This is a genomic window from Alcanivorax sp. 1008 (assembly GCF_020667895.1).
Classification (GTDB): domain Bacteria; phylum Pseudomonadota; class Gammaproteobacteria; order Pseudomonadales; family Alcanivoracaceae; genus PGZG01.
This window is the reverse complement of sequence record NZ_JAFMPS010000004.1, coordinates 37113-60801: the sequence shown is the minus strand read 5'-3', so window position 1 is coordinate 60801 and position 23689 is coordinate 37113. Positions and strand designations below refer to the sequence as shown.

Here is a 23689-nt window from a genome sequence, read left to right as displayed (position 1 = left end):
ATTTCAGGTGAAATAGGGATTGGCGTAGCCCAGTTCGCTGAGCACGCGGACTTCCAGAGCTTCCATGATATCGGCACCAGCGTCATCAACGTGATCGTGGCCCAGCAGGTGTAGTACGCCGTGGACGACCATATGAGCCCAGTGGGCTTCGCTGGCTTTGCCCTGCTCTTGTGCCTCGCGTGCCACTACCGGAGCGCAGATGGCGATATCCCCAATAATGCCTTCACCCAGCTCTGCTCGCATCTCTTCCGGCATCCCTTCGGGGGGCTCGAAAGGAAACGACAGCACATTGGTGGGGTAGTCCTTGCCGCGGTAGTCGTGATTGAGTGATTGGCTTTCGCTCTCATCGATAATGCGGATGGCGATTTCGCCAACGGCGCCGCCAGCCAGTCTGGCTGCGGTCTGGGCCCAGAGCTGCACCATGCCCGCCGCTGGCAGGCCTGCAGTCGGCAGGTCCGTTTGCAGGTCAACGGCTGGAATCGGTGTCATTTTCGTGGCGCTCATAGGCCTCAACAATACGCTGTACCAGTGGGTGGCGAACCACATCGCGGCTGTCAAATCGGGTGACGCCGATGTCCTTTTCCCCTTCCAGCACTGTCAATGCATGATTCAGGCCTGATTTGATGTGTTTGGGCAAATCCACCTGAGTCATGTCGCCGGTAATCACTGCCCGTGAGCCAAAGCCAATCCGTGTCAGAAACATCTTCATCTGTTCCGGGGTGGTGTTTTGGCTCTCATCCAGGATGACAAAGCTGCCGTTCAGGGTGCGGCCGCGCATATAGGCCAGCGGCGCCACTTCAATGACATTGCGCTCCATCAGTTTGGCTACCTTGTCGAAGCCAACCATCTCGTAAAGGGCATCGTACAGAGGGCGCAGGTATGGGTCGATTTTCTCGGCCAGGTCGCCGGGCAGAAAGCCCAGTTTTTCGCCCGCTTCCACGGCAGGGCGCACCAGCATGATGCGCTGGATTTCATTTCTTTCCAGAGCTTCCACAGCGCAGGCCACGGCCAGCCAGGTCTTGCCAGTACCGGCCGGGCCGACACCAAAATTGATGTCGTGGCGGCGGATCTTACGCACATATTCGCGCTGATGCTCGCCACGCAGCTTGATCTTGGCACGCTGGGTGCGGATAACCAGATCGTCTGCGGGCAGGTCGGCGGTATTGTCCTCGGCGCCTGATTCCTGCAGATAAAGGTGCACAGTCTCCGGGGTCAGGTCCTTGCCGCCGGTGGTCTGCTCATAAAGGCGCCTGAGCACCTGCTGGCCGACACGCAGAGCGGGCTCTTCCCCCTGCAAATGAAACTCGTTGCCGCGGTTGCTGATATCGATGCCAAGCCGTCCGGAGATATGTTTGATGTGCTCGTCAAGGCGGCCACAGAGGCTGGACAGACGGCGCGAGTCATAGGGTTCAAGGCTTACGGTGCGGATTGCGGATTGAGTCTTCAAGCGGTGTCTTGGGCCCCCTGGGCGGCGATCAATGTTTGAGGATAACGCTATACCGGCAGCTGGCAAAACCATACCGCCGGGCGGTGTCAGACAAGCGCTGAGTGGGCCAGCGGCTGACGCTGGTCTGCCAGCACCACATCGGTGCCGCGCAGGGAGTTGGGCATGGCATCGCTGATGGTCAGTTCGACAAAATGGCCGATCCAGTCATCCGGGGCGCGGAAGTTGACCACCCGATTGTTCTCGGTGCGGCCGCGCAGCTCCCCTGGATCCTTTTTTGACACGCCTTCCACCAGTACCCGCTGGCGGCTACCCACCATGCGTCGGCTGATTTCCTGGGCATTCTGCAAAATGCGTTGCTGGAGCAGGGCAAGGCGCTGCTTTTTCTCCTCCATCGGCACATCGTCCGGCAGGTCTGCGGCCGGGGTGCCAGGGCGAGCGCTGTAGATAAAACTAAACGAAGTATCAAAGCCGATATCGGCAATCAGGTTCATGGTCGCTTCAAAGTCTGTATCGGTTTCACCGGGAAAGCCGATTATGAAGTCCGAACTGAATGAAATATCAGGGCGGATTTTCCTTAGCCGGCGCAGCTTGGACTTATACTCCAGCGCGGTATGGTTGCGCTTCATCATGGCCAGAATCCGGTCAGAGCCGGATTGCACTGGCAGGTGCAGGTGGCTGACAAGCTCAGGAACTTCCTCGTACACCGCAATAAGGCTGTCGGAAAACTCCACCGGGTGACTGGTGGTGTAGCGGATGCGGCCGATACCGTCGATCTTGCTGATCAATACGATCAGCTCCGCCAGATCACAGATGCCACCTTCTCCATCATCACCGCGGTAGGCGTTGACGTTCTGACCAAGCAAATTAACTTCGCGCACACCCAGATCGGCCAGGTGGCGGACTTCTGCAAGCACATCCGCCAGCGGCCGGCTAACCTCCTCGCCGCGGGTATAGGGCACGACACAGAAAGTACAGTACTTGGAGCAGCCTTCCATGATCGAGACAAAGGCGGTGGGACCGTCCACGGAGGGCTCTGGCAGGGAGTCGAATTTCTCGATTTCCGGGAAGCTGACGTCGATGGCAAAGCCCTTGTCAGAGCGCGCTTCGTTAATCAGATTGGGCAGCCGGTGCAGGGTCTGTGGGCCGAATACCACGTCCACATAAGGAGCCCGCTCACGGATTGCCTCGCCTTCCTGAGAGGCAACGCAGCCACCGACACCGATGATCAGCTCCGGCTTGTTGGCCTTCAGCTGCTTCCAGCGACCCAGTTCGCTGAACACTTTTTCCTGAGCCTTTTCACGGATCGAACAGGTGTTCAGCAGCAGTACATCCGCATCTTCCGGCCGGTCAGTCAGTTCCAGGCCATGGCTGGAATCGAGCAAGTCCGCCATGCGCGACGAGTCGTACTCATTCATCTGGCAACCATGGGTCTGGATGTAGAGTTTTTGTACCACTGTATTCTCCATAGCCAATTTGTTCGCCATAAGGGGAACCGACCCGCCAAAGCTTGGACAAAAGGGGGCGGGATTATACCCTGTGCCCCCTGTTTCGCGAACCGGAGAGACCGATGAATGTTGCCGTTGGGCGGATTACCGCTATTTTCACCCTGTTCGCCTTGTCATTGTTGTTGCCAGCCTGCTCAGAGCCGCGTACTGAACTTCCCGTGAATACTCGTCTGGGAGGCGATTTCAGCATGGTGGACCAGGACGGCAAGCCATTCGGCCCTGCGGACCTGCAGGGTAAGCTGAGCCTGATGTTTTTCGGCTTCACCCAGTGCCCCGATATCTGCCCGGCGACTTTGGCACGAACCGTAGGTGTCTGGAAGGAATTGACTGAGCGGCAGAGAGAGCAGGTGCAGGTCGTGTTTGTCAGCTTTGATCCTCAGCGCGATACCCCGGCCTATCTCAAGGAGTATCTGGCTTTTTTTGATCCGGGGGTGATTGGCCTGACCGGGTCTGCTGAGCAAGTGGCCAGCATGGCCCGTGGTTATGGGGTAGTCTATCTGCAGGAAGATACGCAGCCCGGGCGGGAGCAGGACTACCTGTTTTCACATAGCGATTTTGTCTACCTGCTCGACCAGCAGGGGCGGGTTCGCAAGTTGTTTAAATCTGATTTCGATGGTGAGGAGTTGATCAATGACGTTCGTAGCTTGCTTTAAAAGGACACTGGTTGCCGTTGCTCTGATTATTGCCCCTCAGGCCTATGCCGAGCTGGTTATTGAGGATGCCTGGGTGCGCGCGGTGCCACCTAATTCGCGTACCACTGCGGCCTATTTTACGGTGCGGAATACTGGCGCGGAGGAGCAGACTATTGCTGCTGTGCGATCTGACTCGGCCAGGGAGGCAGAAATCCATGACTGGGTTGAAGCCGGCGGCCGCAAACAGATGGTGCGTCAGGATCAGGTGGTAGTTCCGGCAGGCGGTCAGGTTGTGCTTCAGAGTGGTGGCTTGCATATGATGATGTTTCGCCTTGATCCGGTGCCGGCACCGGGCGACAAGGTGCTGCTATGCATAGACACGGAAGCAGCCGTAGAGGGACAGCCAGCGGGAGAGTCAGCGACTGAGGTTTGCGCTGAGGCAACGGTCCGTCACCCCTGAGTATTTGCATGATCTGGACAAGGGTGCTGGTACTGGCTATGGCCATGCTGGCACCCGCGCTTCCTGCGCAGTGTCCCGTTCCAGAGCACATCGTGGCCGTCAGCGCAGCGGCCGAAAGGGAAATCAGTATTGCCACTCAGAATATGTGGCGCTTTTCCAGCAAAGAAATGTCCCCAGTACAGAGCCAGCAGCGCATCAAGGCCTGGTCGAGACACATCCAGAGTGTGCTGCGCTATCCCCACGTCATCGCATTGCAGGAAGTTGACTCCCTGTCACTGCTGGAAGCATTGGCGCAGCGAATTGTGGATGATGGTGGTCCTGCCTATCAGTCACTGCTTGTGGAAGGCAATGATGTCTCCGGCATCGATGTTGCAGTGATGTATCGATCGCCGATGGAAGTGGCACAGGTGAAGCCATTTTTTTCCACGCAAAGGGACGGCAGCTCCTGGTTGTTCAGTCGGCCGCCGTTGCAGGTGGAGTTCAGTAAGCCTTTCCCCTTTGCTCTGCTGGCCTTGCACCTGCGTAGCGGCCACGGTCTTGATGATGTCCATCGGGGACCACGGGTCAGGCAGAAGCGTGAAGCTCAGGCGCGTATGGTGCGAGGCTGGGCACAGGCACGGGTGGCTGAGGGAAGGCCGTTGATGCTGATCGGGGATCTCAATAGTGCGCCCGGCAGTGATGACTATGCGGTGCCGCTGGGTATTCTGGATCAGCCACCACTCTGGTCGGTTTGGCAGGCAGTTACGCAGGAGCAGAGATTTTCCTATATCTACCGCTGTCAGCCCCAGGCTATCGATCATATTTTGCTGTCGCCCAAACTACGTAGTCGCTTGGTGCGTGCAGAAGTCAGTCGCGGCAATGCCGGCCGCTATGGGCTACTGAATGGCAGCCGGGGAACTGCTGAAGTGGTATCGGATCATGATGCTTTGCTGGTCTATCTAAGTTACTGAGCTTGCGTTGTGACGAAGCATCATTGCTGTGTTTTGCTTCCTGATGGTGCGAGCGGCCTCCCGGGCTGTGAGCGGAAGCTGGCCAATCCTGCCTGACTCAAATTAAGAAAACTCCTTGATAAACATGCCTTTTGGGTGCCCGGCCCATTGCTAGTGTCAGGTTGGCACGTCGCTTGCGTTCATTGTGCTCAGTCTTGTGTACAAGAAGGTGTGCAGCATCGTGCTAACTAAAGTCCTGATCGCCAATCGCGGCGAAATCGCCGTCCGTATCATTCGTACTCTGCGACGTCTCGGCATTGCCAGTGTGGCGGTGTACTCAGACGCCGATCGCAACAGCATGCACGTTCGTGAGGCGGATGAGTCCGTTCATATCGGAGGCTCTGCCGCTGCCGAAAGCTATCTGCAGGACGAGGCGATTATAGATGCGGCAAGGAAAACCGGCTCTCAGGCCATTATTCCGGGCTATGGCTTCCTGTCAGAGAATGCAGAATTTGCCGAGGCCTGCGCCCAAGCGGGAATCGTATTTGTGGGCCCGACAGCAACCCAGTTACGTCAGTTTGGCCTCAAGCATGAGGCACGAGCTCTGGCCGAACAGGCGGGGGTGCCCCTGACACCGGGTACCGGACTGTTGAAAGATATCAATGAGGCAGTGCAGGCGGCAGCGGAAATTGGCTACCCGGTGATGCTGAAGAGCACAGCTGGAGGTGGTGGAATTGGTTTGTCCCGCTGCGACGATGAGCCCGCCCTGCGCGCTGCATTTGAATCCGTGCAACGTCTTGGGCAGAACTTCTTTAGTGATGGTGGCGTTTTTATTGAGCGCTTTATTGATCACGCTCGGCACATTGAAGTGCAAATATTTGGAGATGGGAGTGGCAATGTAATTGCGCTTGGGGAGCGCGATTGTTCTATTCAGCGCCGCAACCAGAAAGTTGTTGAGGAGACACCCGCCCCCGGCCTGCCAGCTTCAACCCGTGAGCAGTTGATGGAAGCCGCCGTCAGTCTGGGTGCCTCTGTTAACTACCAGTCTGCCGGCACAGTCGAGTTTATCTATGATGGTGCACGCGATGAATTCTACTTCCTCGAAGTAAATACCAGACTACAGGTTGAGCACGGTATCACCGAAGCGGTGACCGGCGTTGATCTGGTGGAATGGATGCTTCTGACCGCAGCAGGCACGGCGCCGGATATCGCTGCAATGTCTATCATTCCGAAGGGGGCCTCCATTGAGGTGCGCCTTTATGCGGAGGACCCGGTTCGTAACTTCCAGCCATCACCTGGCACGCTGACTGAGGTGAGTTTTCCGGAAAATATTCGTGTTGATGGATGGGTGGATACCGGTACAGAGGTAAGTGCCTATTACGACCCTATGCTGGCCAAGCTTATTGTTTATGGGGCTGACCGTGACGCTGCTATCGCCGCAATGCGCGATGCATTAGACAGTACGCGCATCTGTGGTATCGCCAGCAATCTGGATTACCTGCGTTGCATCATTGCTTCGAAGGAATTTATCAGTGGTGATGTATCGACACGCTATCTGGATAGCTTCGCCTACGCGCCTCAGGCCATGGAGGTGCTAAGCCCTGGAACCTATACGACCATTCAGGACTATCCGGGCCGCACCGGCTACTGGCACATCGGTGTTCCGCCGTCCGGGCCGATGGATGATTATGCATTTCGTCTGGCGAATCGGATCGTAGGAAATGATGCGGCCGCCGCCGCCCTGGAATGCACAATTATTGGTCCGTCGTTACGCTTCCATAGCGATGCATTAATTGCACTGACTGGAGCGCAAAGTCAGGCCCTGCTGGATGGCGAGCCTGTGCCATTCTGGCAGCCGGTGACTGTGCTGGCGGGCCAAGTCCTGAATGTGGGCAAAGCTTCTTCAGGTTGTCGCACCTATCTTGCGGTACGAAACGGTATAGATGTCCCAGAGTATCTTGGTAGCAAAGCTACCTTCGCACTGGGACAGTTTGGCGGCCACGCCGGCCGGCCTTTGCGTAATGGCGATCTGCTTGAGATATGTCAGTTCCGTCCGGGCTGTCCGACGCCTGAACCCGCCTATGATCCGGCTCCCGCTCCACAGGCTTTGCTGCCGGAGTATTCATCTGATTGGGATATTGCTGTGCTCTATGGTCCGCACGGCGCACCGGATTTCTTTACCGCTGAATCAATCGATGAGTTCTTTGCTGCTTCCTGGGAAGTGCACTACAACTCAAACCGACTTGGTATTCGCTTGAGCGGGCCGAAGCCAACCTGGACACGCAGTGATGGTGGTGAGGCGGGTTTGCACCCATCCAATATCCATGATTGTGAATACGCTATTGGCAGTATCAATTTCACCGGCGATATGCCCGTCATCCTGACCAGAGATGGCCCAAGTCTCGGTGGCTTTGTCTGTCCGGTAACCATCTGTAAGGCAGAGTTATGGAAAGTTGGCCAGGTCAAGCCGGGGGACAGAATCCGGTTTAGACGTATTGGCTTTGATGAGGCCGCTGCTTTGGAGATTGCCCAGGACAGCGCAATCGAATCTTTGCAGGATATTGCCGCTGCGCCCCAAAGTGATGTGGCGGCAGTTCAGGAAAACACGGTCTCCGAAACCGTGCTTGCCGAGCTGCCAGCGAAGCCGGGATGCCCATCCGTAGCCTATCGTCAGGCCGGCGATCGCTATGTGCTGATCGAATATGGAGAGAATATTCTCGATCTGACCCTGCGCTTTCGGGTTCACGCCTTAATGCAAGCGCTTGAGGCAAATCCGGTTAATGGGATTATCGAGCTTTCCCCAGGGGTCCGTTCACTGCAGGTGAACTACGACAGCCGAGTAATTTCCCAGAAAGTCCTGATTGAAACCTTGCTCAATATCGAGCAAGCGCTGCCTCCGGTTGGTGACATGAAGGTGGCAACCCGGATTATTCGTCTGCCGCTGGCCTTTGAAGACAGTGCCACGTTGGAGGCAGTATCTCGTTATCGTCAGTCGGTTCGAGATAAGGCACCGTGGCTGCCCAATAATGTGGAGTTTATTCGTCGCATTAATGGTCTTGATAGCGTTCAACAGGTAAGCGACATCATCTATGACGCTAGCTATATGGTGCTCGGTTTAGGCGATGTATATCTAGGAGCCCCCTGTGCAGTTCCAGTGGATCCCCGTCATCGGTTACTGACTTCCAAATACAATCCTGCGCGCACCTTTACCGCTGAAGGAACAGTTGGCATCGGTGGAGTATATATGTGCATCTACGGGATGGACTCTCCCGGCGGCTATCAGCTTGTAGGCCGCACATTGCCCATCTGGAACAAGTTCCTGAAAAACGAAACCTTTGTTGATGGCAAGCCGTGGCTGCTGAGATTTTTTGATCAGGTCCGTTTCTATCCAGTTTCTGAAGAAGAGTTGACCGGAATGCGGGAAGCATTTCGTGAGGGAGCTCTGCAGATCGATATCGTCGAGGAGGAGTTTGATCTTGGCGCCTATCAGAAATTTCTCGATGACATTGCGCCTCAGCTGGAAGTCTTTAAGGAAAAGCAGAAGGCCGCCTTTGATGAGGAAGTCGCACTTTGGAACGAGACAGGTGCTCATGAGCAGAGCAGCCAGGAGGCATCTGTCGGTGTTGCCGAGGTTGCAGAAGGTTGTGAGTTGGTCTCCGCTGATATCAGCGGAAATATCTGGAAGCTCCTTGTTGAGCCAGGCGACAAAGTGGCTGCCGGTGATACGTTGGTCATTATTGAGGCAATGAAGATGGAGTTTGCCGTTTATGCACCAGCAGATGGCATCGTTCATGGCGTTCACTGTGCAGAAGGGCGAATTATCCAGGCCGGTGATGCGCTGGTAGTAATTGACGCCAGTTCGGTGTGAAGGCAGGGGCTCCGGACCATGGTTGAGATCTCGAGGAAACAGTCTGAGAGAAGATCCCGGTCCACCGGTCGAGCCGCGAATCTGGCTGAGCGTATTTACCTGCAGATCAAGAACGACATCTTCGATTTTCGCTTCCTGCCCGGAGATCGATTTACAGAAACGGAAGTGGCCGACCGAATGGGAGTAAGCAGAACGCCGGTCAGGGAAGCTCTTTTTAGGCTGCAGCGAGAGAACTACGTTGATGTCTTGTACCGAAACGGATGGCAGGTAAGGCCGTTTAATTTTGAATATTTTGAAGACCTTTATGACGTACGGACCGTTCTGGAGTGTGCAGCGGTCAAGCGAATTTGCGATAGAGATGAGGTTCCTGCTCAGCTAAATGTTCTGAAAGAAGTGTGGCTTGTCCCCGAGGATGAAATGACAACCGATGTCGGCACGCTTTCTGCATTGGATGAGCAGTTCCACGAAATGCTGGTTGAGGCTGCTGGCAATGGTGAGATGGTACGGATACATCGAAGTGTCAGCGAAAGAATACGGATCATTAGAAGGCTGGACTTTACCAGGAAGGCGCGCATTGATGCGACTTACTCGGAGCATGCAAAAATCCTCCGTGCAGTTATCCAGCGTCGTGCGGATCAGGCCCAGATGATGCTAAAGGCACATATCGAAGCAAGCAGGAATGAGGTGAGGAAGATCACGCTGCATATGTTGCATAGCGCAAGAATTGAAGCTGGCACCGATAAGTAGTTAAGGGTCAGCTCTACAGAGTTCGTCGGTCGGGCGGGCGGTTAGTGTCGGAAGGTATCAGGCATTGCAACTCATTAACTATCAGGAGATACATCATGAGTATTCGATCCAGGATGGCCAGGTTCGCAGCAGCATGTATTGCGGCTGGCTCAATTACGGGTATCACAGCAGCGCATGCTGCCGACACCATCAAAGTGGGTGTTCTTCATTCCCTGTCAGGCACCATGGCGATCAGTGAAACCACTCTGAAAGACACAGTGTTAATGATGGTTGAAGAGCAGAACAAGAAAGGTGGTTTGCTTGGCAAGAAGCTTGAGGCCGTGGTGGTCGATCCGGCCTCTAACTGGCCCTTGTTTGCTGAGAAGGCTCGTGAACTGCTTTCCGTCCATGACGTAGATGTGGTTTTCGGGTGCTGGACATCCGTTTCCCGTAAATCCGTTCTACCGGTCTTTGAGGAGCTCAACGGTCTGTTGTTCTACCCGGTTCAGTACGAGGGCGAGGAATCATCACGTAACGTATTTTATACCGGGGCGGCACCGAATCAGCAGGCAATTCCGGCCGTCGACTATCTGATGAATGAAGTGGGTGTTAAGCGCTGGGTGCTGGCGGGTACCGATTACGTCTATCCGCGTACCACCAACAAGATTCTTGAGGCCTATCTGAAGAGCAAGGGCGTTAAGGATGCGGACATCATGATCAATTACACCCCGTTTGGTCACTCTGACTGGCAGGGAATTGTTTCCGACATCAAGAAGTTTGGCTCCGCCGGTAAGAAGACTGCTGTTGTCTCAACCATTAACGGCGATGCGAACGTTCCATTCTACAAGGAGCTGGGCAACCAGAAGATCTCCGCAGAAGACATTCCTGTTGTTGCGTTCTCCGTCGGTGAGGAGGAGCTATCCGGTATTGATACCGCTCCCCTGGTTGGCCACCTGGCTGCATGGAACTACTTCCAGAGTGTAGATGTTCCAGTAAACAACGAGTTTATCGAAAGCTGGAAGACCTTCATCAAGAACCCTGATCGGGTGACTAATGACCCGATGGAAGCAACTGTAATCGGCTTTAACCTTTGGGCTCAGGCAGTAGAAAAATCCAAGACAACGGACGTAGACACCATCATCGACGCTCTGCCGGGTCTGGAGACACCGAACTTGACCGGTGGTACTGCAAAAATGCTGCCTAATCACCACCTGACCAAGCCTGTGCTTATTGGCGAGATCCGTGATGACGGTCAAGTCGATGTGGTATGGCAGACCGAGTCTGAAGTTCCGGGTGATGCATGGACTGACTTCCTGCCGGAAAGTGCGGTGCTGGAGGCGGACTGGGTAAACCTCAAGTGCGGTAACTACAACACCAAAACCAAGAAGTGTTCTGGTCAGAACTACTGATCTGTCCTGCTTATATGACAGCGGCCGCCCTTTTGCGGCCGCCTGTCAGTGCGGGGAAACCATGGCGTCAGGAGATTGAGTGTGCGGCAACTACTAGAGGAAGTTTCGGCTAAGGTGTGCCGATTACTGATGTTGCTCAGTATGCTGTTTGTCGGTGTTGTTGCCTGCCAATCCTTGCATGCCAGCACACAGGACTATGAATCCTCCAGTGACGCTGAAGAGGTGGCAATAGAGGCTTTAGCGCCTGCTGATGAAAATGAGAGCTTTAATAACGCTCTGTCTGAGTTGGCGACTGCCAGTTTTTCAAAGAAGCAGACCATCACTAGTGAGCTGGTGGCCAAACGATATCCGGGTAGTCGTAGTGTTCTTGTAGCGCTTCTGGAAAACCAGCTTTATGCCGACAAGCTATCAGGGAAGGTGCTAATTCTCGCCGAGAAGGATGGAGAGAAGGTCTATTACGATGCGATCTCCGGCGAACTGATTTCGGACAGTGTTTTAGACACTAAGCGCATTACTACCAATAACTCTCTGCGTAAGAAGTTGCGCGGAGATATAGCCATATTTGATTTGAATAGCGATGACCGCAATGTGCGCCTTGCGGCAGTTCAGCAGCTGCGTGAAGTGGTAGATCAGAATGTCGCGGTCATGCTGAGAGAACAGCGCTCTATCGAGCAGGATGATGATGTTGCTGAGGAAATCAGGGTCACGCTCGCCATATTCGATCTTGGCAGCGAGGACCCAGCGGTACGTCTGGCAGCGGTAGATGAGCTGGATGGTGAGCTTGGCAACGACGTATTTAATCAGATCTCCGCACTTCTGCAGAGTGAAGAGAACAGGGAGGTTATCAAGGCTGCGGAGGCGGCAATCAAGCGAATTGAGGGGAAGCGGGATTTCTATTCCCTGCTGGAGACTGCGTTCTTTGGGCTAAGTTTTGGCTCAGTGCTGGTTTTGGCCGCCATTGGTCTTGCCATTACCTTCGGGGTTATGGGTGTCATCAATATGGCTCATGGTGAGCTCATTATGTTGGGAGCCTATACGACTTTTGTTATGCAGCAGTTGCTGCCAAATCATATTGGTCTGTCCATTGTTCTTTCCATTCCCGCCGCTTTTCTGGTTTCCGGTTTGGTGGGAATTGCTATCGAGAGGGGTATTGTCCGCTTTCTTTACGGCCGTCCGCTGGAGACTTTGCTGGCCACATTTGGTGTCAGCCTGATTCTTCAGCAGCTCGTGCGCACCATCTTCTCGCCGCTTAATCGATCGGTTCAAACGCCGGAGATGATGAGTGGCCTGCTACGCTTTAACGAAGTGTTCGCGGTGACCTATAACCGCCTCTATATCCTGATTTTTACTTTTATTGTGTTTGCCGGTTTGTGGCTGATCCTCAACAAAACCTCACTGGGGCTGAAGGTCAGGGCGGTGTCCCAGAATCGTCAGATGGCCAGGGCCATGGGGGTGCGTACCGCACGTGTTGACGCACTGACCTTCGGTCTTGGTTCTGGTGTTGCCGGAATTGCCGGGGTTGCGCTGAGTCAGCTAACCAATGTGGGCCCAAATCTCGGTCAGGCCTACATTATTGATTCGTTCATGGTGGTGGTGTTTGGCGGCGTAGGAAACCTCTGGGGCACCTTGGTTGGCGGGATGACGCTGGGTGTGGCTACCAAGTTTCTGGAGCCCCATGTGGGTGCTGTTGTGGCGAAAATTATAATGCTTGTTTTCATCATTCTGTTTATACAGCGCCGTAAGCAGGGTTTGTTCCCGCAGAAAGGCCGGGCAGCATCAGGAGCATGACCATGACCTTGCAGGATCACAGCGCAATTTCTCGTGTGATGAGAAGTGATAGAGGCATTAAATGGTTCGTCGGCTTGTTGCTGGCGGCAGCGGTGCTACTGCCTCTTGGTCACCTGCTTTTTCCGCCGGAATCCTCCTTGCATGTCAGCACCTATACGCTGGGCTTGGTCGGAAAGTACATGACCTACGCCTTGTTAGCGGTGTCCATAGACTTGATCTGGGGCTATTGCGGTATTCTCAGTCTTGGCCATACCGCATTTTTCGCTCTGGGCGGATACGCCATGGGGATGTATTTAATGCGTCAGATCGGTACCAGGGGCGTTTACGGAGACCCTTTGCTACCAGACTTCATGGTTTTTCTGAACTGGGACAGTCTGCCGTGGTACTGGCACGGCTTTGATATGTTCTGGTTTGCCGCGGTAATGGTGGTTCTTGCTCCGGGCTTGCTGGCGCTGGTGTTTGGTTGGTTTGCATTCCAGTCCCGAGTCGTCGGTGTGTATTTTTCGATTATCACTCAAGCATTGACCTTCGCCCTGCTATTGGCTTTTTTCCGCAATGAGATGGGCTTCGGTGGCAACAATGGCTTGACGGACTTCAAGGAGTTGCTTGGCTTTGATTTGCAGGCATCTTCTACCCGTGTTGGCCTGTACGTGACCTCTGCTTTGGCGCTACTCGCCGGTGTTCTGGTGTGTCGCTGGATTGTTGCTTCCAGGTTCGGCCGCATTATTGCCGCGATCAGGGATAGTGAATCGCGCACTCGATTTATTGGCTACCGTGTCGAGCATTACAAGCTTTGGTTGTTTTGCTTTTCTGCCATGCTGGCTGGTATCGCCGGTGCGCTATATGTCCCGCAGGTCGGCATCATCAATCCCGGAGAGTTTGCTCCGATTAACTCCATCGAAGCAGTTGTCTGGGTAGCGGTGGGTGGTCGCGGTACGTTGTACGGAGCCGTGGTCGGCGCGATTCTGGTTAATTATGCCAAGAGCTATTTCACCATGGCCTGGCCTGAGGCATGGCTATACGCTCTGGGCGTATTGTTTGTTTTGGTGACGCTTTTCCTTCCCAAGGGCGTACTAGGTCTGGTGCAGCGCTTCAAGAGGGCGGAGTCATGAGCATGCTGAAGCCGTTGAGGGATTTTACCGAGAGGGATCGCGTGTTTGACATGGTCAACCCGGCGCTGCGATCACCCAAGCTGGATGTCAGTCACGGCACGGTACTTTATCTGGAAGATATCTCTGTCAGCTTTGATGGCTTCCGAGCCCTGAATGACCTGACCCTTTATATTCAGGCCGGGGAGCTGCGTTGCATTATTGGACCCAATGGCGCCGGTAAGACAACCATGATGGATGTGATTACCGGCAAGACAAGACCGGACAGCGGTTCTGCCTTCTTTGGCCAGACTATCGACTTGCTGCGTCTATCGGAGCCGGATATTGCTCAAGCCGGTATTGGTAGAAAGTTCCAGAGTCCTACAGTATTTGAGCAGCACACTGTGTTTGAGAACCTTGAGCTGTCCATGGCCGGCCCCCGCGGGGTTTGGGCCATGCTCTATGCCAAGCTCAATGCCGAGCAGCGGAAAAAGATCGATAGTGTCCTGGAGCTTACTGGTTTGCAGGATCTGCGCTTTTCCCTGGCAGGCAGCCTTTCTCATGGTCAGAAGCAGTGGCTGGAAATCGGCATGTTGTTGATGCAGGAGCCGGCTCTGCTATTGGTGGACGAACCGGTTGCCGGGATGACTCCTCAGGAGACAGAGCGTACCGCAGAACTGCTGGTGTCACTGGCCGGCGAGCGCTCTGTTGTCGTGGTCGAGCATGATATGGAGTTTGTTCGCTCGATCGCGCGCACCGTTACGGTTCTGCACGAGGGCAGTGTGTTGGCTGAGGGCACCATGGACCAGGTGCAAAGCAACCCGAAAGTCGTGGAAGTGTATCTTGGGGAGCAGGTATGAATCAGATAGCAGGATCGCTGCTTCAGGTCTCCGGGTTGAACCAGTTCTATGGCGGTAGTCATATTCTCTGGGATGTTAATCTTGATGTGCCGGAGGGCAGCTGTGTGTGCCTGATGGGCCGCAACGGTATGGGCAAAACTACCCTGCTGAAATGCGTTATGGGGTTGCTGCCGGCCAGCGACGGCGACGTTACTTTTGCGGACAAGCCCTTACTAACGCAGCCCGCCGAGGCTCGCGCAGGGCTAGGCATCGGCTATGTGCCACAGGGCCGGGAAATTTTCCCGCTACTCAGTGTGGAAGAAAATCTGCAACTTGCGGTGAGCTGTCGCCGGGACCGTTCCCCGGCGATTTTGCAGCGCGTTTATGAGATTTTTCCGGTGCTAAAGCAGATGGGGCGTCGCCGTGGCGGCGATCTGTCTGGGGGGCAGCAGCAACAGTTGGCTATTGGCAGGGCCTTGGTGCTCGAGCCGCGCCTGCTAATTCTTGATGAGCCAACCGAGGGTATTCAGCCGAATATTGTCCGCGAAATTGGCGACATTATTATTCGTCTCAACCGCGAACAGGGACTGACGGTATTGCTGGTGGAGCAGAAACTGCCATTTGCACGCCGTGTCGCCACTGATTTCCGCATCATCGAAAAGGGTCGCATCGTGGCGGCGGATAGCATCGACAATCTCACCGATGATCTGACCCGACGTCATTTGACCGTCTAATCTAACCTGCAAAGTTTTAAGCCAATCAGGCAACTGATCAAGCCGCGATAGATTATCGGCGATAGCAATGCCAGGTCAGGCAAGTATGGCGGCGGGAGATATTTAGCGGCAAAAAAAGACGGCACTAACCTGACGCTGAATTGTCTGGTCTGTGCCGGCAAAGCCCTCCGGGTGGAGGGCATGCGGGAGAATCAACTGCAGATTTAGAACGAGAACGCGTAGCCAACGTTGATCAGCAGGTCCTGCTCATCCGCTGGGCCAACACCACTGACCATGCTGGCTCCTGAGCCATCATCAGCCGCGACAATCTTAGATGCAGTGAAGGTCAGGTTCTCAACTGGCGAGTAGCTGATATCTACGTGGGTGTAGTCTCTGTCGTCGGTATCCAGCATCCAGGTGCCGACCAAGAAGCTCAGCTTGTCATAGGCATAGCTCAGGGTCAGGTAGCTGTCATCGCCAACTTCGAGATCGGTTCCGTTAAACTTATAAACCGAGGTGTAGTAAGTCAGGCCGAAGTCGCCCATGCCCAGACCGAGAATCAGTTCGCCTTGCTCACCCAATGCCTGATCAATGCCAGGATAGATATAGCTTACGTAGGACAGGTCATAGCTCAGGCCGCTTGCTTCACCAGCAAAGCCCAGATATACGTCATATTCACCACCGTTGCCGCCGCCAAAGCCGGTTTCCGATGAAGTCCAAACGCCTGCATAGGCGCCAGATTCGTGGGCATAGTCCAGGCTGCCAGAAACCACACCGCCTCCATTGGACAGATCCTGGCCACGCCACAGGTAGAAGTTGGAGATACCAAGGCTGCCGGTTACTTCTGCAGCAGCAGTGATCGGTGCGGCAGCAGCAGCGAAAGCAACGGCCAGTGCAGACATTTTCAGTACGGATTTCTTGCTCATGGGTACAGCCCTCTTCAGTGACAGTGTTGTGGTTGCCGCGCTGCGACCTGGGGCCGTGGCAGCTGATAAAAAAGAGGCATGTTCCGTGCCAACATCTCCAATAGTGTGATTTTTATGAACTATTTGTTAATTACGCGGTATACGGGGCATTTTTTGATGCCAGGGCAGTGCAGTACTGCCCTGACATGTGCCCTATAGTGGTGCGTCGCACCAATGGGGCGCCCAATTTAGGTTCACGGGCAGGAGGGAGCGCTATCAATAATGTCCTGCTCCACCCAGCTTTCACCCTCCAGTCTTGTTGCCGTAATGGTGCACATGGGCGACTTCTCCAGACGTAGCTGATAGGTCTGCCCTGCGCTAGCCTCAAAGCTAACCATCCTCTCGCAGCGCTTGCGTGGGGCAACGCTGCTGCGTTGGGTGTATCGGAAACCGGCAATAACCGGTGACTCCGGCATGATGGTGGCGCGGACTTCGGGGCTTTTCTTCATGGCCTCGTTCAAGTCCTCCAGTATCTTGTAACCACCGATGCCTACTGACAGCGGAGTTTCCCGAATGCCCTCGCCGGGGATGCAAATGATTGGCTGGGCCGCTATATCGTCGGCAGAAAAGATCAGGGTAATTGCATCCTCACCCGCATAGTCCGCATGACGGCTTGATTGGCAGGCGCTCAACATAAAGATGGCAGCAAGCAGGGCGAATCTCATTGGTGTTCTCCGGGTATGCAATGAATCGGCAAGATTCGCGGCTCCACCCGATTACGTCAAGCATGTTTCAGCTATCAAACCAAAGCTGCATGGCATCGCGGGTTCTTTGTGGCCTTTGTTTCGGTGTGGGAATCCAGCGATCCCGGTTGGCTGCGGCGGAGGCCATAAAGTCTATTAGAGGCATGTGTTGGCGCAGTACACGGTGATGACGGTGGCTGATGACGGGGTTGAAGTAGCCCAGAAAGTCGAGCATCTGTCGGGGGTTTTTGCGCACCCATAACCAGGAGCCCATCTCCAGCGTAAATGGCAGGAATATGCGCTCGCCGTGCTGTTGCTCTGTGGAGTTTTGCTGTTTGTCGTACAGGCTATCGTAGAGGTAGTCCCACAGGTCTCCGTGGGTGGTGTAGTTCACCGACTGCGGTTCAACCAGATAAGGATGCAGGTGGGGATAGGTATGCTGCATAAGCTGGCGCAGCGAGTAGACCTCGCCAATATGAGCGATAGGCCGATGACTGCGTGCATAACAACTCCATAGCCGGTCACGCCGGCCGAAGCCACTGTGGCAGTCCAGAGTCATGGAGAATGGTGCACACTGGATGCGTTCGCGGACTACCCGAACCAGTGCCTCCGACTCCGCTTCCATTGGTGCGCCACGTGGGCCCCGGTACCAGGGCAACCATGGGCCAATGCGGTGGCCGCCAACCAGAAACGGGACCTTGCCCATGGCATCAATCGGAGCGTTTCGCATCAGGTCAACGCCATTGGCGTTGCTGCGCCGGCGCAGCCACATGCCTGCGGGATTGACGATTGGCATGATTACCAGACGCACCTGCTCGAGTTTGCGGTGGAGTGCATCATCCCAGTGCATGCGTTCGGTCAGGCTGTGCAGCCAGGCCAGTAAAACCTGTGATCCGATCCGCTCCACCCCGTGCACGCCACCAAACAAGCCGAATACCGGTGCCTTTGGGTTGCGACTACCTGTTTCCAGCACCCACACAGGAAGCGTCTGCCCGGCGGCCTCCACCTGCAGCACCTTTTCACTGCGTAGCCAGCGGGCGCCCCGATCCATGATCGCTTCCAAGTGCACCATTTCGGGCAAGTGCCTTTGCATGTCAGGGCGCGTACTCATGATTTACAGGCTGCTGGGAAATGACCAGCATGGGTCAATCATGTGTCAGCCTGATGACGCGTGAGCAGGGCCTTGCAGGAGGGGTCTGTATGTCATCAAAACGTGGCTGGATTGTCACCCGCCAGTCATTCGCTATCCGCACCATAGCCCTCGACTTGATCAGTCATCAGGAGTGTGCCGGTGCTGTCTTCCACCAGTATTTCCTCTTTGCAAACCGGAGATGTGCTGCTGTTCTCCGGGAAAGGACTAAGCAGCGAAGTGATTCGCTGGTTCACTGGCAGCTACTGGACCCATGTGGGAGTTATTGTCAGGCTGGATGAGTTGGATGAGCCAATTCTTCTGGAATCCAATCTTGGCCCCGCGTCGGTGGATCTGATCAGCGGTGAGGCGCAGTCCGGTGTCTCTTTGGTGCAGGTCGAGCGCAAGCTGAGTGATTATCAAGGTGAAATTGCTATTCGCCGGCGTCAGGGAGAGCCGCTGACCTTGCGCCAGCGACGTCTGGTAAGAAGACTGGTGAAACGACTGTACCGGCGCCCATATCGGCATTACCTGTGGCGGCAAGTTATTGATCGCCTTCCCGGTGTGCGGCGTCGGGACTACTCCGCCATGTTTTGTAGTGAACTGGTTGCCGAGTTGTATCGTCGCCTGGGCTGGTTGCCAGAGGATGTGCGCTGCGGAGGATTTTTCCCTGGACACTTCGCTGCCGAGTCCTTTGTCTTACAGCAGGGTGTACTGCAGCCACCGGAGTGGCTCAAGCGTTGTGGCGAATATCACATATCTAGCGCCCGGCAAAAAAAATCTGATCTTGCTGTTGCCGGCTGCTGAAATTTCAGAGTATGTTAACCGGGAAGGGTGGCCACCCGATTATGCAAATTGCATCACTGCCAAAAACCTGAAGAGGAAATGGTGGTGGAGGGTGGCGTCACTGTTGAACTCTCTGCCGCTGTGAAAAAAAACGCACCATCACACCAGCGAGAGGAATCCGCATGGAAGAGCGCGCGGCACTGCTTCGGTCTGTTAATCAAGTTGAATCCACTCCTCCAAAAGCATCATCCTCATCATCGAAAAGCTCTACTGGTTCTAGCCCGGATACCCCCGCTGCAGAACGTCAAAAGGTTTACGTCCTTGACACCAATGTTCTGATTCATGATCCCAACTCCGTACTTAATTTTGATGAGCACCGCGTTGTTATTCCGATGACGGTTCTGGAGGAGCTCGATAAATTGAAATCGGGCAAATCCAATATCGCAGCGGATTGCCGCATGGCTATTCGCTTGATTGATCAGGTGCTGGGTAATGCATCTCCCGACGAGGTAGAAGCAGGTGTGCCAATTACTCGGCCGCAGAGACCTGATGGTAGCCTGTCGGTTCTGATGCCGCGTCAGCAATCCAGTGAGCGGCCGCTGCTGCCAGAGCATCTGAATGACAACCGGATTATTAATGATATTGCCGCACTGATTGAACGGGATCCGGGGCGTCACTATGTGCTGGTGACTAAAGATATCAACATGCGCTTGAAGTCACGGGCCTGTGGTATTGATGCGGAGGACTATCATACCGACCAGCTGCTTTCTGATATTGGTCAGATGACCCGTGGCTATTTTGAAGTTGCCGGTAGCCTGTGGGACCGGGTTGACCAAGTGGATACGGTTCAGGAGGGTTGCGACACCGTGCACCGGATTTCCCATGGCCTGCTGGTTAGCGAGATTCTGGGTGAAGAAGTTTTTCCCAACCAGTACCTCATTGATGAGCAGGGCTTTGTCGGTCGCATCCGCTCCGTTGAGCAGGGAGTGGTAACAATCTTGCACATCAACCGCAGCGCTCTGATGGATCAGCAGGCCTGGGGGTTGAAGCCGATAAATATTCATCAGGCCATTGCGTTGCATTTACTGCTGGATCCGGATATCCATCTGGTCACCCTGACCGGTGCAGCCGGTTCCGGAAAGACCATTTTGGCGCTGGCGGCAGCCATTGAGATGACGGTGGAGCAACGTCGTTTCAACAAAATTATCGCTACGCGCTCGACTCCGCCTCTGGCAGAGGAGCATGGTTTTCTGCCGGGCACAGAAGAGGAGAAGATGGACCCATGGCTCGGTGCGATTAACGACAATATCGAAGCCTTGCACTTGAATGATGAAAACCCTGGCGGCTCCATCGAGTACGTTAAGGAGCGAGCCAATATCCAGTTCAAGGCGCTGAACTACATCCGTGGGCGTAGCTTTCAGCGCAGCCTGATTCTTATCGATGAAAGTCAGAACCTGACCCCGCATCAGATGAAGGCCATCATTACCCGGGCGGGAGAAGGGTCCAAGGTGGTCTGTCTGGGAAATCTGGCGCAGATCGATACTCCCTATCTGACGGCCACCAGCTCGGGTCTTACGTATATGACCGAACGTTTCAAGGGTTTTGGCTACGGTGGCTCGATCCAGCTTAATGGAGTGCCGCGTTCTCTGCTGGCGGAGTACGCAGAACAGCATCTCTGACCTGTTGCGGCGGCGGCAGAGGCGTTACAGTACGCCCCTGTTGCCGTTTGCCCCCCGGGGCCAGTCAGAAATGAAGGAGTCTGCGCATGAAATGTCTCGCCACCTTGTTGGCCATCTGGCCCTTTCTGGCTGTGACATCTGCCTTAGCCTATGAGCAATCCGATCGGATCTGGCGATTTTCCCTGAATACCATTGAGCTGGACCCGGCCAGTGACCTCACTGCACTGCCGCCGATAGGTGGCGAATTTGATATGTCCTCCGACATTCGTCCGGGTGTCAGCTTTACCTATCTGCTGTTGGATCATATCGGCTTGTCTGTGGCCACAGCGTGGCCCTTTTCCCATGACCTCCACTTGCGGGACAGTACTGGGAGAAGTCGTGCCGGAAGTGCTCACTCCATGCCCGTGACGGCCTCGTTGCAGTATTACCTGCCCAAGATCGGCCGGCTTAAGCCATGGTTGGGCGGCGGATTGAGTTATATCCGCTTTTCTCGAGAAAGCGCCGGTGGCGCGCTGGCCGCTAGCGCGGACAGTATGAAACTACAGTCCTCAACGGATGTGTTGTTGGAGGCGGGGCTGGATTGGGACATTGATCGTCTGCTGTCGCTGAGTCTGTCAGTTCAGCAGTTGCAGGCAGATACCAGGGTGGTGCTCAAGCAGGCCGGCGTCAGGGTAGACGCCGTGGACATGAATCTTGATCCGCTGATCTGGAGTATTGGGGTCTCGCGGCGGTTCTGATCAGGCCGGCTCGTCGGCCGGCCCGTCACGCTGAACTTCGGTTTTCTGAGGCATGGGGTGTTCGGATAGCAACTCTTCCGGGGGATAAACGCAATCCAGTTTCATGCCGATGGCTTTTTCCAGCTGCGGTAGCAGGAAGGCATCATCTTCACAGGCAAAGCTGATTGACGTGCCGCTGGCGCCGGCTCGGCCGGTACGACCGATGCGGTGAACGTAATCCTCAGGGTCCTCCGGCAGGTTGAAATTCACCACATGGCTGACGCCGTCGATGTGTATGCCACGGCCAGCCACATCGGTAGCAATAAGAACCTGTACCTTGCCGCTACGGAATGCTTCGAGAGTGCGACTGCGCTGGGTCTGGGGGACGTCTCCGGAAATCATCGCCGCCTTGATGCCCTTGCGCTGCAGGCGTTCGAACAATTTGCGAGTAATATCTCGGCGGTTGGCAAAAACCATCACCTTGTCGAGGTTTTCTCGGCTGATCAGGTTATACAGCAGGGTAAACTTCTGGTCGGTTTCAGTAATGTAGACTTTCTGATCGACTCGCTCGGTGGTTACCTGTGCCGGTTCGATTTCGACAATCTCCGGATCCACCGTCCAGCGGCTTGCCAGATTCATCACGTCTTCGCTGAAGGTGGCGGAGAACAGCAGGGTTTGACGGAACTGGGAGCCCGGTGTCAGGCGTACAATGCGTTTAACGTCGGGAATAAACCCCATGTCCAGCATGCGGTCTGCTTCGTCGATCACCAGTACTTCGACGCGGTCGAGCCACAAATCGCGACGGTTAGCGAAATCGAGCAGTCGCCCCGGAGTGGCTACCAGAATATCCACTTCGGTTTTCTGCAGCTGATCCTGCTGGCGGTTGAAGTTCATTCCGCCAACCACGCTCATCACCGACAGGCCGGTGTATTTACCCAGTTGGTGAGCATCCTTCTCAATCTGCATGACCAGCTCACGAGTCGGCGCGATGATCAGGGCGCGGGGTTCGCCCGCATGGCGTTTGACGGTGATGGGGTTGCGCAGCAAGTCGTTGATCACGGTGACCAGAAAGGCAGCAGTTTTGCCAGTGCCGGTCTGAGCGCGGCCTATGGCGTCAGCGCCCGCCAGAGTGTGATGCAGGACCTCTGCCTGGATTGGCGTGCAGTATTGAAAGCCCGTTTCGGCAATGCTGCGCATCAGGCGCAGATCAAGGTCGAAATCGTGGAATCGGGTGGCGCCTTCTTTCTCGGGTACCTGAAATTGCTCCAGGGTCCAGCTATCAGTTTCCGCTTGCGTCATCGTTGCATCATCGCATCAGGTCGTCGTTTAGGCGGCCATTGTATGCAAAGCAGGCGAAGATGTCGTCAGGTTACCGACAAGAGCCCCCGGTCCGCAGACCGGGGGAATATGTTACGTGCGGCTGCGCAGCATTTTCTGTCCAGTCACCAGCAGCTTCTGGTAGCTGGTCGGTAGCAAACGCTGCATGGTATCGATGGCTACTGCGTCGGCACCGATCAATACCCGGCGCTTGTTGCCACGGATGCCGGCAATGATGGTGGCTGCCGCTTCTTCCGGTGTGGTACGGAACATTTTCTCGAAATCCTGAAGATTGCTAGCAGCATCTTTACCAGTAATTTCCTTGACGCTGTCATTCATGCGCGCGTTGCGAGCAATATTGGTTTTGATGCCACCTGGATGGACGGAGGTGCAGGAAACACTGCTGCCTTCCAGTTCCAGTTCCTGACGCAGGGACTCAGTGAAGCCTCGCACGGCGAACTTGGCTGCGTTGTAGGCTGACTGACTGGGTACACCGATCAGACCAAATACACTGGAGATGTTAACGATATGGCCTTCATCCGCATTCTTCAGATGGGGCAGGAATGCCTTGGTGCCGTACACCACACCCCAGAAGTTGATGCCCATTAACCACTCGAAGTCTTCGTAGCTGGTTTGCTCGACGGTGGAACCCAGCGCTACACCAGCATTATTGATCACCAGATTAACGCTGCCAAACTTGTTTATCACTTTGTCGGCGTAAGCATAGAAGGCTTCACGGTCAGCAACATCCAGACGGTCGGCGATTACATCGCGGCCATTGGCCTTGAGCTCTTTGGCAACCTGTTTGACGGCGGCTTCATTGATGTCGGAAAGCGCCAGTTTGCAGCCCGCTGCACCCAGTTCGACTGCTAATGCCCGGCCGATGCCTGAGCCGGCGCCGGTAATTACAGCGACGCGATCACGAAAGGACTTCATGGAGACTCCCAGTAGTAACTTGCAACAGAGTCGGCGAGTTTAGCGGCTTGATAGCGGCTTGTCGGGCCAATAGC

Annotated in this window: 21 protein-coding genes; 13 read left to right on the top strand and 8 right to left on the bottom strand. The window is 55.0% G+C overall.

All coding sequences use genetic code 11. The annotated features are described in order from the left end of the window. Positions 1-3: 3 nt before the first annotated feature. The 3 genes from ybeY to miaB form a co-directional block, all read right to left on the bottom strand. Entirely contained in the window at positions 4-489 is a 486-nt protein-coding gene (gene ybeY, locus J1C54_RS06840) for an rRNA maturation RNase YbeY (RefSeq protein ID WP_229146040.1), read from the bottom strand. After that, entirely contained in the window at positions 467-1447 is a 981-nt protein-coding gene (locus J1C54_RS06835; RefSeq protein WP_229146039.1) for a PhoH family protein, read from the bottom strand. Before J1C54_RS06835 ends, ybeY begins: the two co-directional genes overlap by 23 nt. Positions 1448-1533: 86 nt before the next feature. Continuing rightward, on the bottom strand, positions 1534-2901 hold the full coding sequence (gene miaB, locus J1C54_RS06830; RefSeq protein ID WP_229146038.1) for a tRNA (N6-isopentenyl adenosine(37)-C2)-methylthiotransferase MiaB: 1368 nt from the start codon (positions 2899-2901) through the stop codon (positions 1534-1536). Positions 2902-3014: 113 nt separating this feature from the next. On the opposite strand from miaB, the gene J1C54_RS06825 reads away from it, so the two are divergent. The 10 genes from J1C54_RS06825 (at position 3015) to urtE (ending at position 15425) form a co-directional block, all read left to right on the top strand. Continuing rightward, positions 3015-3605: an SCO family protein gene (locus J1C54_RS06825; RefSeq protein ID WP_229146037.1), complete on the top strand. Its 591-nt coding sequence runs from the start codon at positions 3015-3017 to the stop codon at positions 3603-3605. Next, positions 3583-4044 (top strand): copper chaperone PCu(A)C, encoded by a 462-nt coding sequence (locus tag J1C54_RS06820; protein ID WP_229146036.1) that lies wholly within the window; start codon positions 3583-3585, stop codon positions 4042-4044. Before J1C54_RS06825 ends, J1C54_RS06820 begins: the two co-directional genes overlap by 23 nt. Positions 4045-4052: 8 nt before the next feature. Beyond that, positions 4053-4994, top strand: a complete 942-nt coding sequence (locus J1C54_RS06815) for an endonuclease/exonuclease/phosphatase family protein (protein ID WP_229146035.1) — start codon at positions 4053-4055, stop codon at positions 4992-4994. 220 nt (positions 4995-5214) lie between these two features. Further along, positions 5215-8841 (top strand): urea carboxylase, encoded by a 3627-nt coding sequence (gene uca / locus J1C54_RS06810; RefSeq protein ID WP_229146034.1) that lies wholly within the window; start codon positions 5215-5217, stop codon positions 8839-8841. 18 nt (positions 8842-8859) lie between these two features. After that, positions 8860-9588: a GntR family transcriptional regulator gene (locus J1C54_RS06805; RefSeq protein ID WP_229146033.1), complete on the top strand. Its 729-nt coding sequence runs from the start codon at positions 8860-8862 to the stop codon at positions 9586-9588. Between the two features lie 113 nt (positions 9589-9701). After that, entirely contained in the window at positions 9702-10976 is a 1275-nt protein-coding gene (urtA, locus tag J1C54_RS06800; protein ID WP_370635624.1) for an urea ABC transporter substrate-binding protein, read from the top strand. A gap of 81 nt (positions 10977-11057) precedes the next feature. Further along, positions 11058-12764 (top strand): urea ABC transporter permease subunit UrtB, encoded by a 1707-nt coding sequence (urtB, locus tag J1C54_RS06795; protein ID WP_229146031.1) that lies wholly within the window; start codon positions 11058-11060, stop codon positions 12762-12764. Beyond that, positions 12761-13876, top strand: coding sequence for an urea ABC transporter permease subunit UrtC (gene urtC / locus J1C54_RS06790; RefSeq protein ID WP_229146030.1), 1116 nt, complete (start codon positions 12761-12763; stop codon positions 13874-13876). The genes urtB and urtC overlap by 4 nt, the downstream gene beginning before the upstream one ends. Continuing rightward, positions 13873-14712 carry an urea ABC transporter ATP-binding protein UrtD gene (urtD, locus tag J1C54_RS06785; protein ID WP_229146029.1) on the top strand — a complete coding sequence of 280 codons (840 nt, stop codon included), beginning with the start codon at positions 13873-13875 and terminating at the stop codon, positions 14710-14712. The genes urtC and urtD overlap by 4 nt, the downstream gene beginning before the upstream one ends. 17 nt (positions 14713-14729) lie before the next feature. Next, a complete protein-coding gene (gene urtE, locus J1C54_RS06780) occupies positions 14730-15425 on the top strand; it encodes an urea ABC transporter ATP-binding subunit UrtE (protein WP_229146205.1) in 696 nt (231 codons plus the stop codon). Between the two features lie 203 nt (positions 15426-15628). Here the strand turns inward: urtE and J1C54_RS06775 are convergent, their stop codons facing one another. From J1C54_RS06775 to J1C54_RS06765, 3 genes are all read right to left on the bottom strand, one after another. Next, the gene (locus J1C54_RS06775) at positions 15629-16330 is read right to left on the bottom strand and encodes a TorF family putative porin (protein WP_229146028.1); all 702 of its coding nucleotides are present in this window, start codon (positions 16328-16330) and stop codon (positions 15629-15631) included. Between the two features lie 233 nt (positions 16331-16563). Beyond that, entirely contained in the window at positions 16564-17034 is a 471-nt protein-coding gene (locus J1C54_RS06770; RefSeq protein WP_229146027.1) for a hypothetical protein, read from the bottom strand. A gap of 67 nt (positions 17035-17101) precedes the next feature. After that, on the bottom strand, positions 17102-18163 hold the full coding sequence (locus tag J1C54_RS06765; protein WP_229146026.1) for a DUF2817 domain-containing protein: 1062 nt from the start codon (positions 18161-18163) through the stop codon (positions 17102-17104). Positions 18164-18343: 180 nt separating this feature from the next. Between J1C54_RS06765 and J1C54_RS06760 the strand changes: the two genes are divergently transcribed. The 3 genes from J1C54_RS06760 to J1C54_RS06750 all read left to right on the top strand — a co-directional run bounded on the left by J1C54_RS06760 (position 18344) and on the right by J1C54_RS06750 (position 21383). Continuing rightward, entirely contained in the window at positions 18344-18988 is a 645-nt protein-coding gene (locus tag J1C54_RS06760; RefSeq protein ID WP_229146025.1) for a hypothetical protein, read from the top strand. A 161-nt stretch (positions 18989-19149) separates the two neighbouring features. Further along, entirely contained in the window at positions 19150-20646 is a 1497-nt protein-coding gene (locus J1C54_RS06755) for a PhoH family protein (RefSeq protein ID WP_229146024.1), read from the top strand. A gap of 86 nt (positions 20647-20732) precedes the next feature. Beyond that, positions 20733-21383, top strand: a complete 651-nt coding sequence (locus J1C54_RS06750) for an OmpW family protein (RefSeq protein ID WP_229146023.1) — start codon at positions 20733-20735, stop codon at positions 21381-21383. On the opposite strand, the gene rhlB is transcribed toward J1C54_RS06750, so the two are convergent. Both rhlB and J1C54_RS06740 read right to left on the bottom strand, forming a co-directional pair. Beyond that, positions 21384-22661, bottom strand: a complete 1278-nt coding sequence (gene rhlB / locus J1C54_RS06745; RefSeq protein ID WP_229146022.1) for an ATP-dependent RNA helicase RhlB — start codon at positions 22659-22661, stop codon at positions 21384-21386. Between the two features lie 111 nt (positions 22662-22772). Next, the gene (locus J1C54_RS06740; RefSeq protein WP_229146021.1) at positions 22773-23615 is read right to left on the bottom strand and encodes an SDR family oxidoreductase; all 843 of its coding nucleotides are present in this window, start codon (positions 23613-23615) and stop codon (positions 22773-22775) included. Positions 23616-23689 lie beyond the last annotated feature (74 nt).

Excerpts from the sequence above, each read along its gene's own strand:
- rhlB (WP_229146022.1), bottom strand. The coding sequence starts at position 22,661 with ATGACGCAAGCGGAAACTGATAGCTGGACCCTGGAGCAATTTCAGGTA.
- J1C54_RS06765 (WP_229146026.1), bottom strand. The coding sequence starts at position 18,163 with ATGAGTACGCGCCCTGACATGCAAAGGCACTTGCCCGAAATGGTGCAC.
- J1C54_RS06775 (WP_229146028.1), bottom strand. The coding sequence starts at position 16,330 with ATGAGCAAGAAATCCGTACTGAAAATGTCTGCACTGGCCGTTGCTTTC.
- J1C54_RS06770 (WP_229146027.1), bottom strand. The coding sequence starts at position 17,034 with ATGAGATTCGCCCTGCTTGCTGCCATCTTTATGTTGAGCGCCTGCCAA.
- urtC (WP_229146030.1), top strand. The coding sequence starts at position 12,761 with ATGACCATGACCTTGCAGGATCACAGCGCAATTTCTCGTGTGATGAGA.
- urtD (WP_229146029.1), top strand. The coding sequence starts at position 13,873 with ATGAGCATGCTGAAGCCGTTGAGGGATTTTACCGAGAGGGATCGCGTG.
- J1C54_RS06815 (WP_229146035.1), top strand. The coding sequence starts at position 4,053 with ATGATCTGGACAAGGGTGCTGGTACTGGCTATGGCCATGCTGGCACCC.
- J1C54_RS06805 (WP_229146033.1), top strand. The coding sequence starts at position 8,860 with ATGGTTGAGATCTCGAGGAAACAGTCTGAGAGAAGATCCCGGTCCACC.
- J1C54_RS06740 (WP_229146021.1), bottom strand. The coding sequence starts at position 23,615 with ATGAAGTCCTTTCGTGATCGCGTCGCTGTAATTACCGGCGCCGGCTCA.
- J1C54_RS06750 (WP_229146023.1), top strand. The coding sequence starts at position 20,733 with ATGAAATGTCTCGCCACCTTGTTGGCCATCTGGCCCTTTCTGGCTGTG.
- J1C54_RS06825 (WP_229146037.1), top strand. The coding sequence starts at position 3,015 with ATGAATGTTGCCGTTGGGCGGATTACCGCTATTTTCACCCTGTTCGCC.
- urtA (WP_370635624.1), top strand. The coding sequence starts at position 9,702 with ATGGCCAGGTTCGCAGCAGCATGTATTGCGGCTGGCTCAATTACGGGT.
- J1C54_RS06755 (WP_229146024.1), top strand. The coding sequence starts at position 19,150 with ATGGAAGAGCGCGCGGCACTGCTTCGGTCTGTTAATCAAGTTGAATCC.
- ybeY (WP_229146040.1), bottom strand. The coding sequence starts at position 489 with ATGACACCGATTCCAGCCGTTGACCTGCAAACGGACCTGCCGACTGCA.
- J1C54_RS06820 (WP_229146036.1), top strand. The coding sequence starts at position 3,583 with ATGACGTTCGTAGCTTGCTTTAAAAGGACACTGGTTGCCGTTGCTCTG.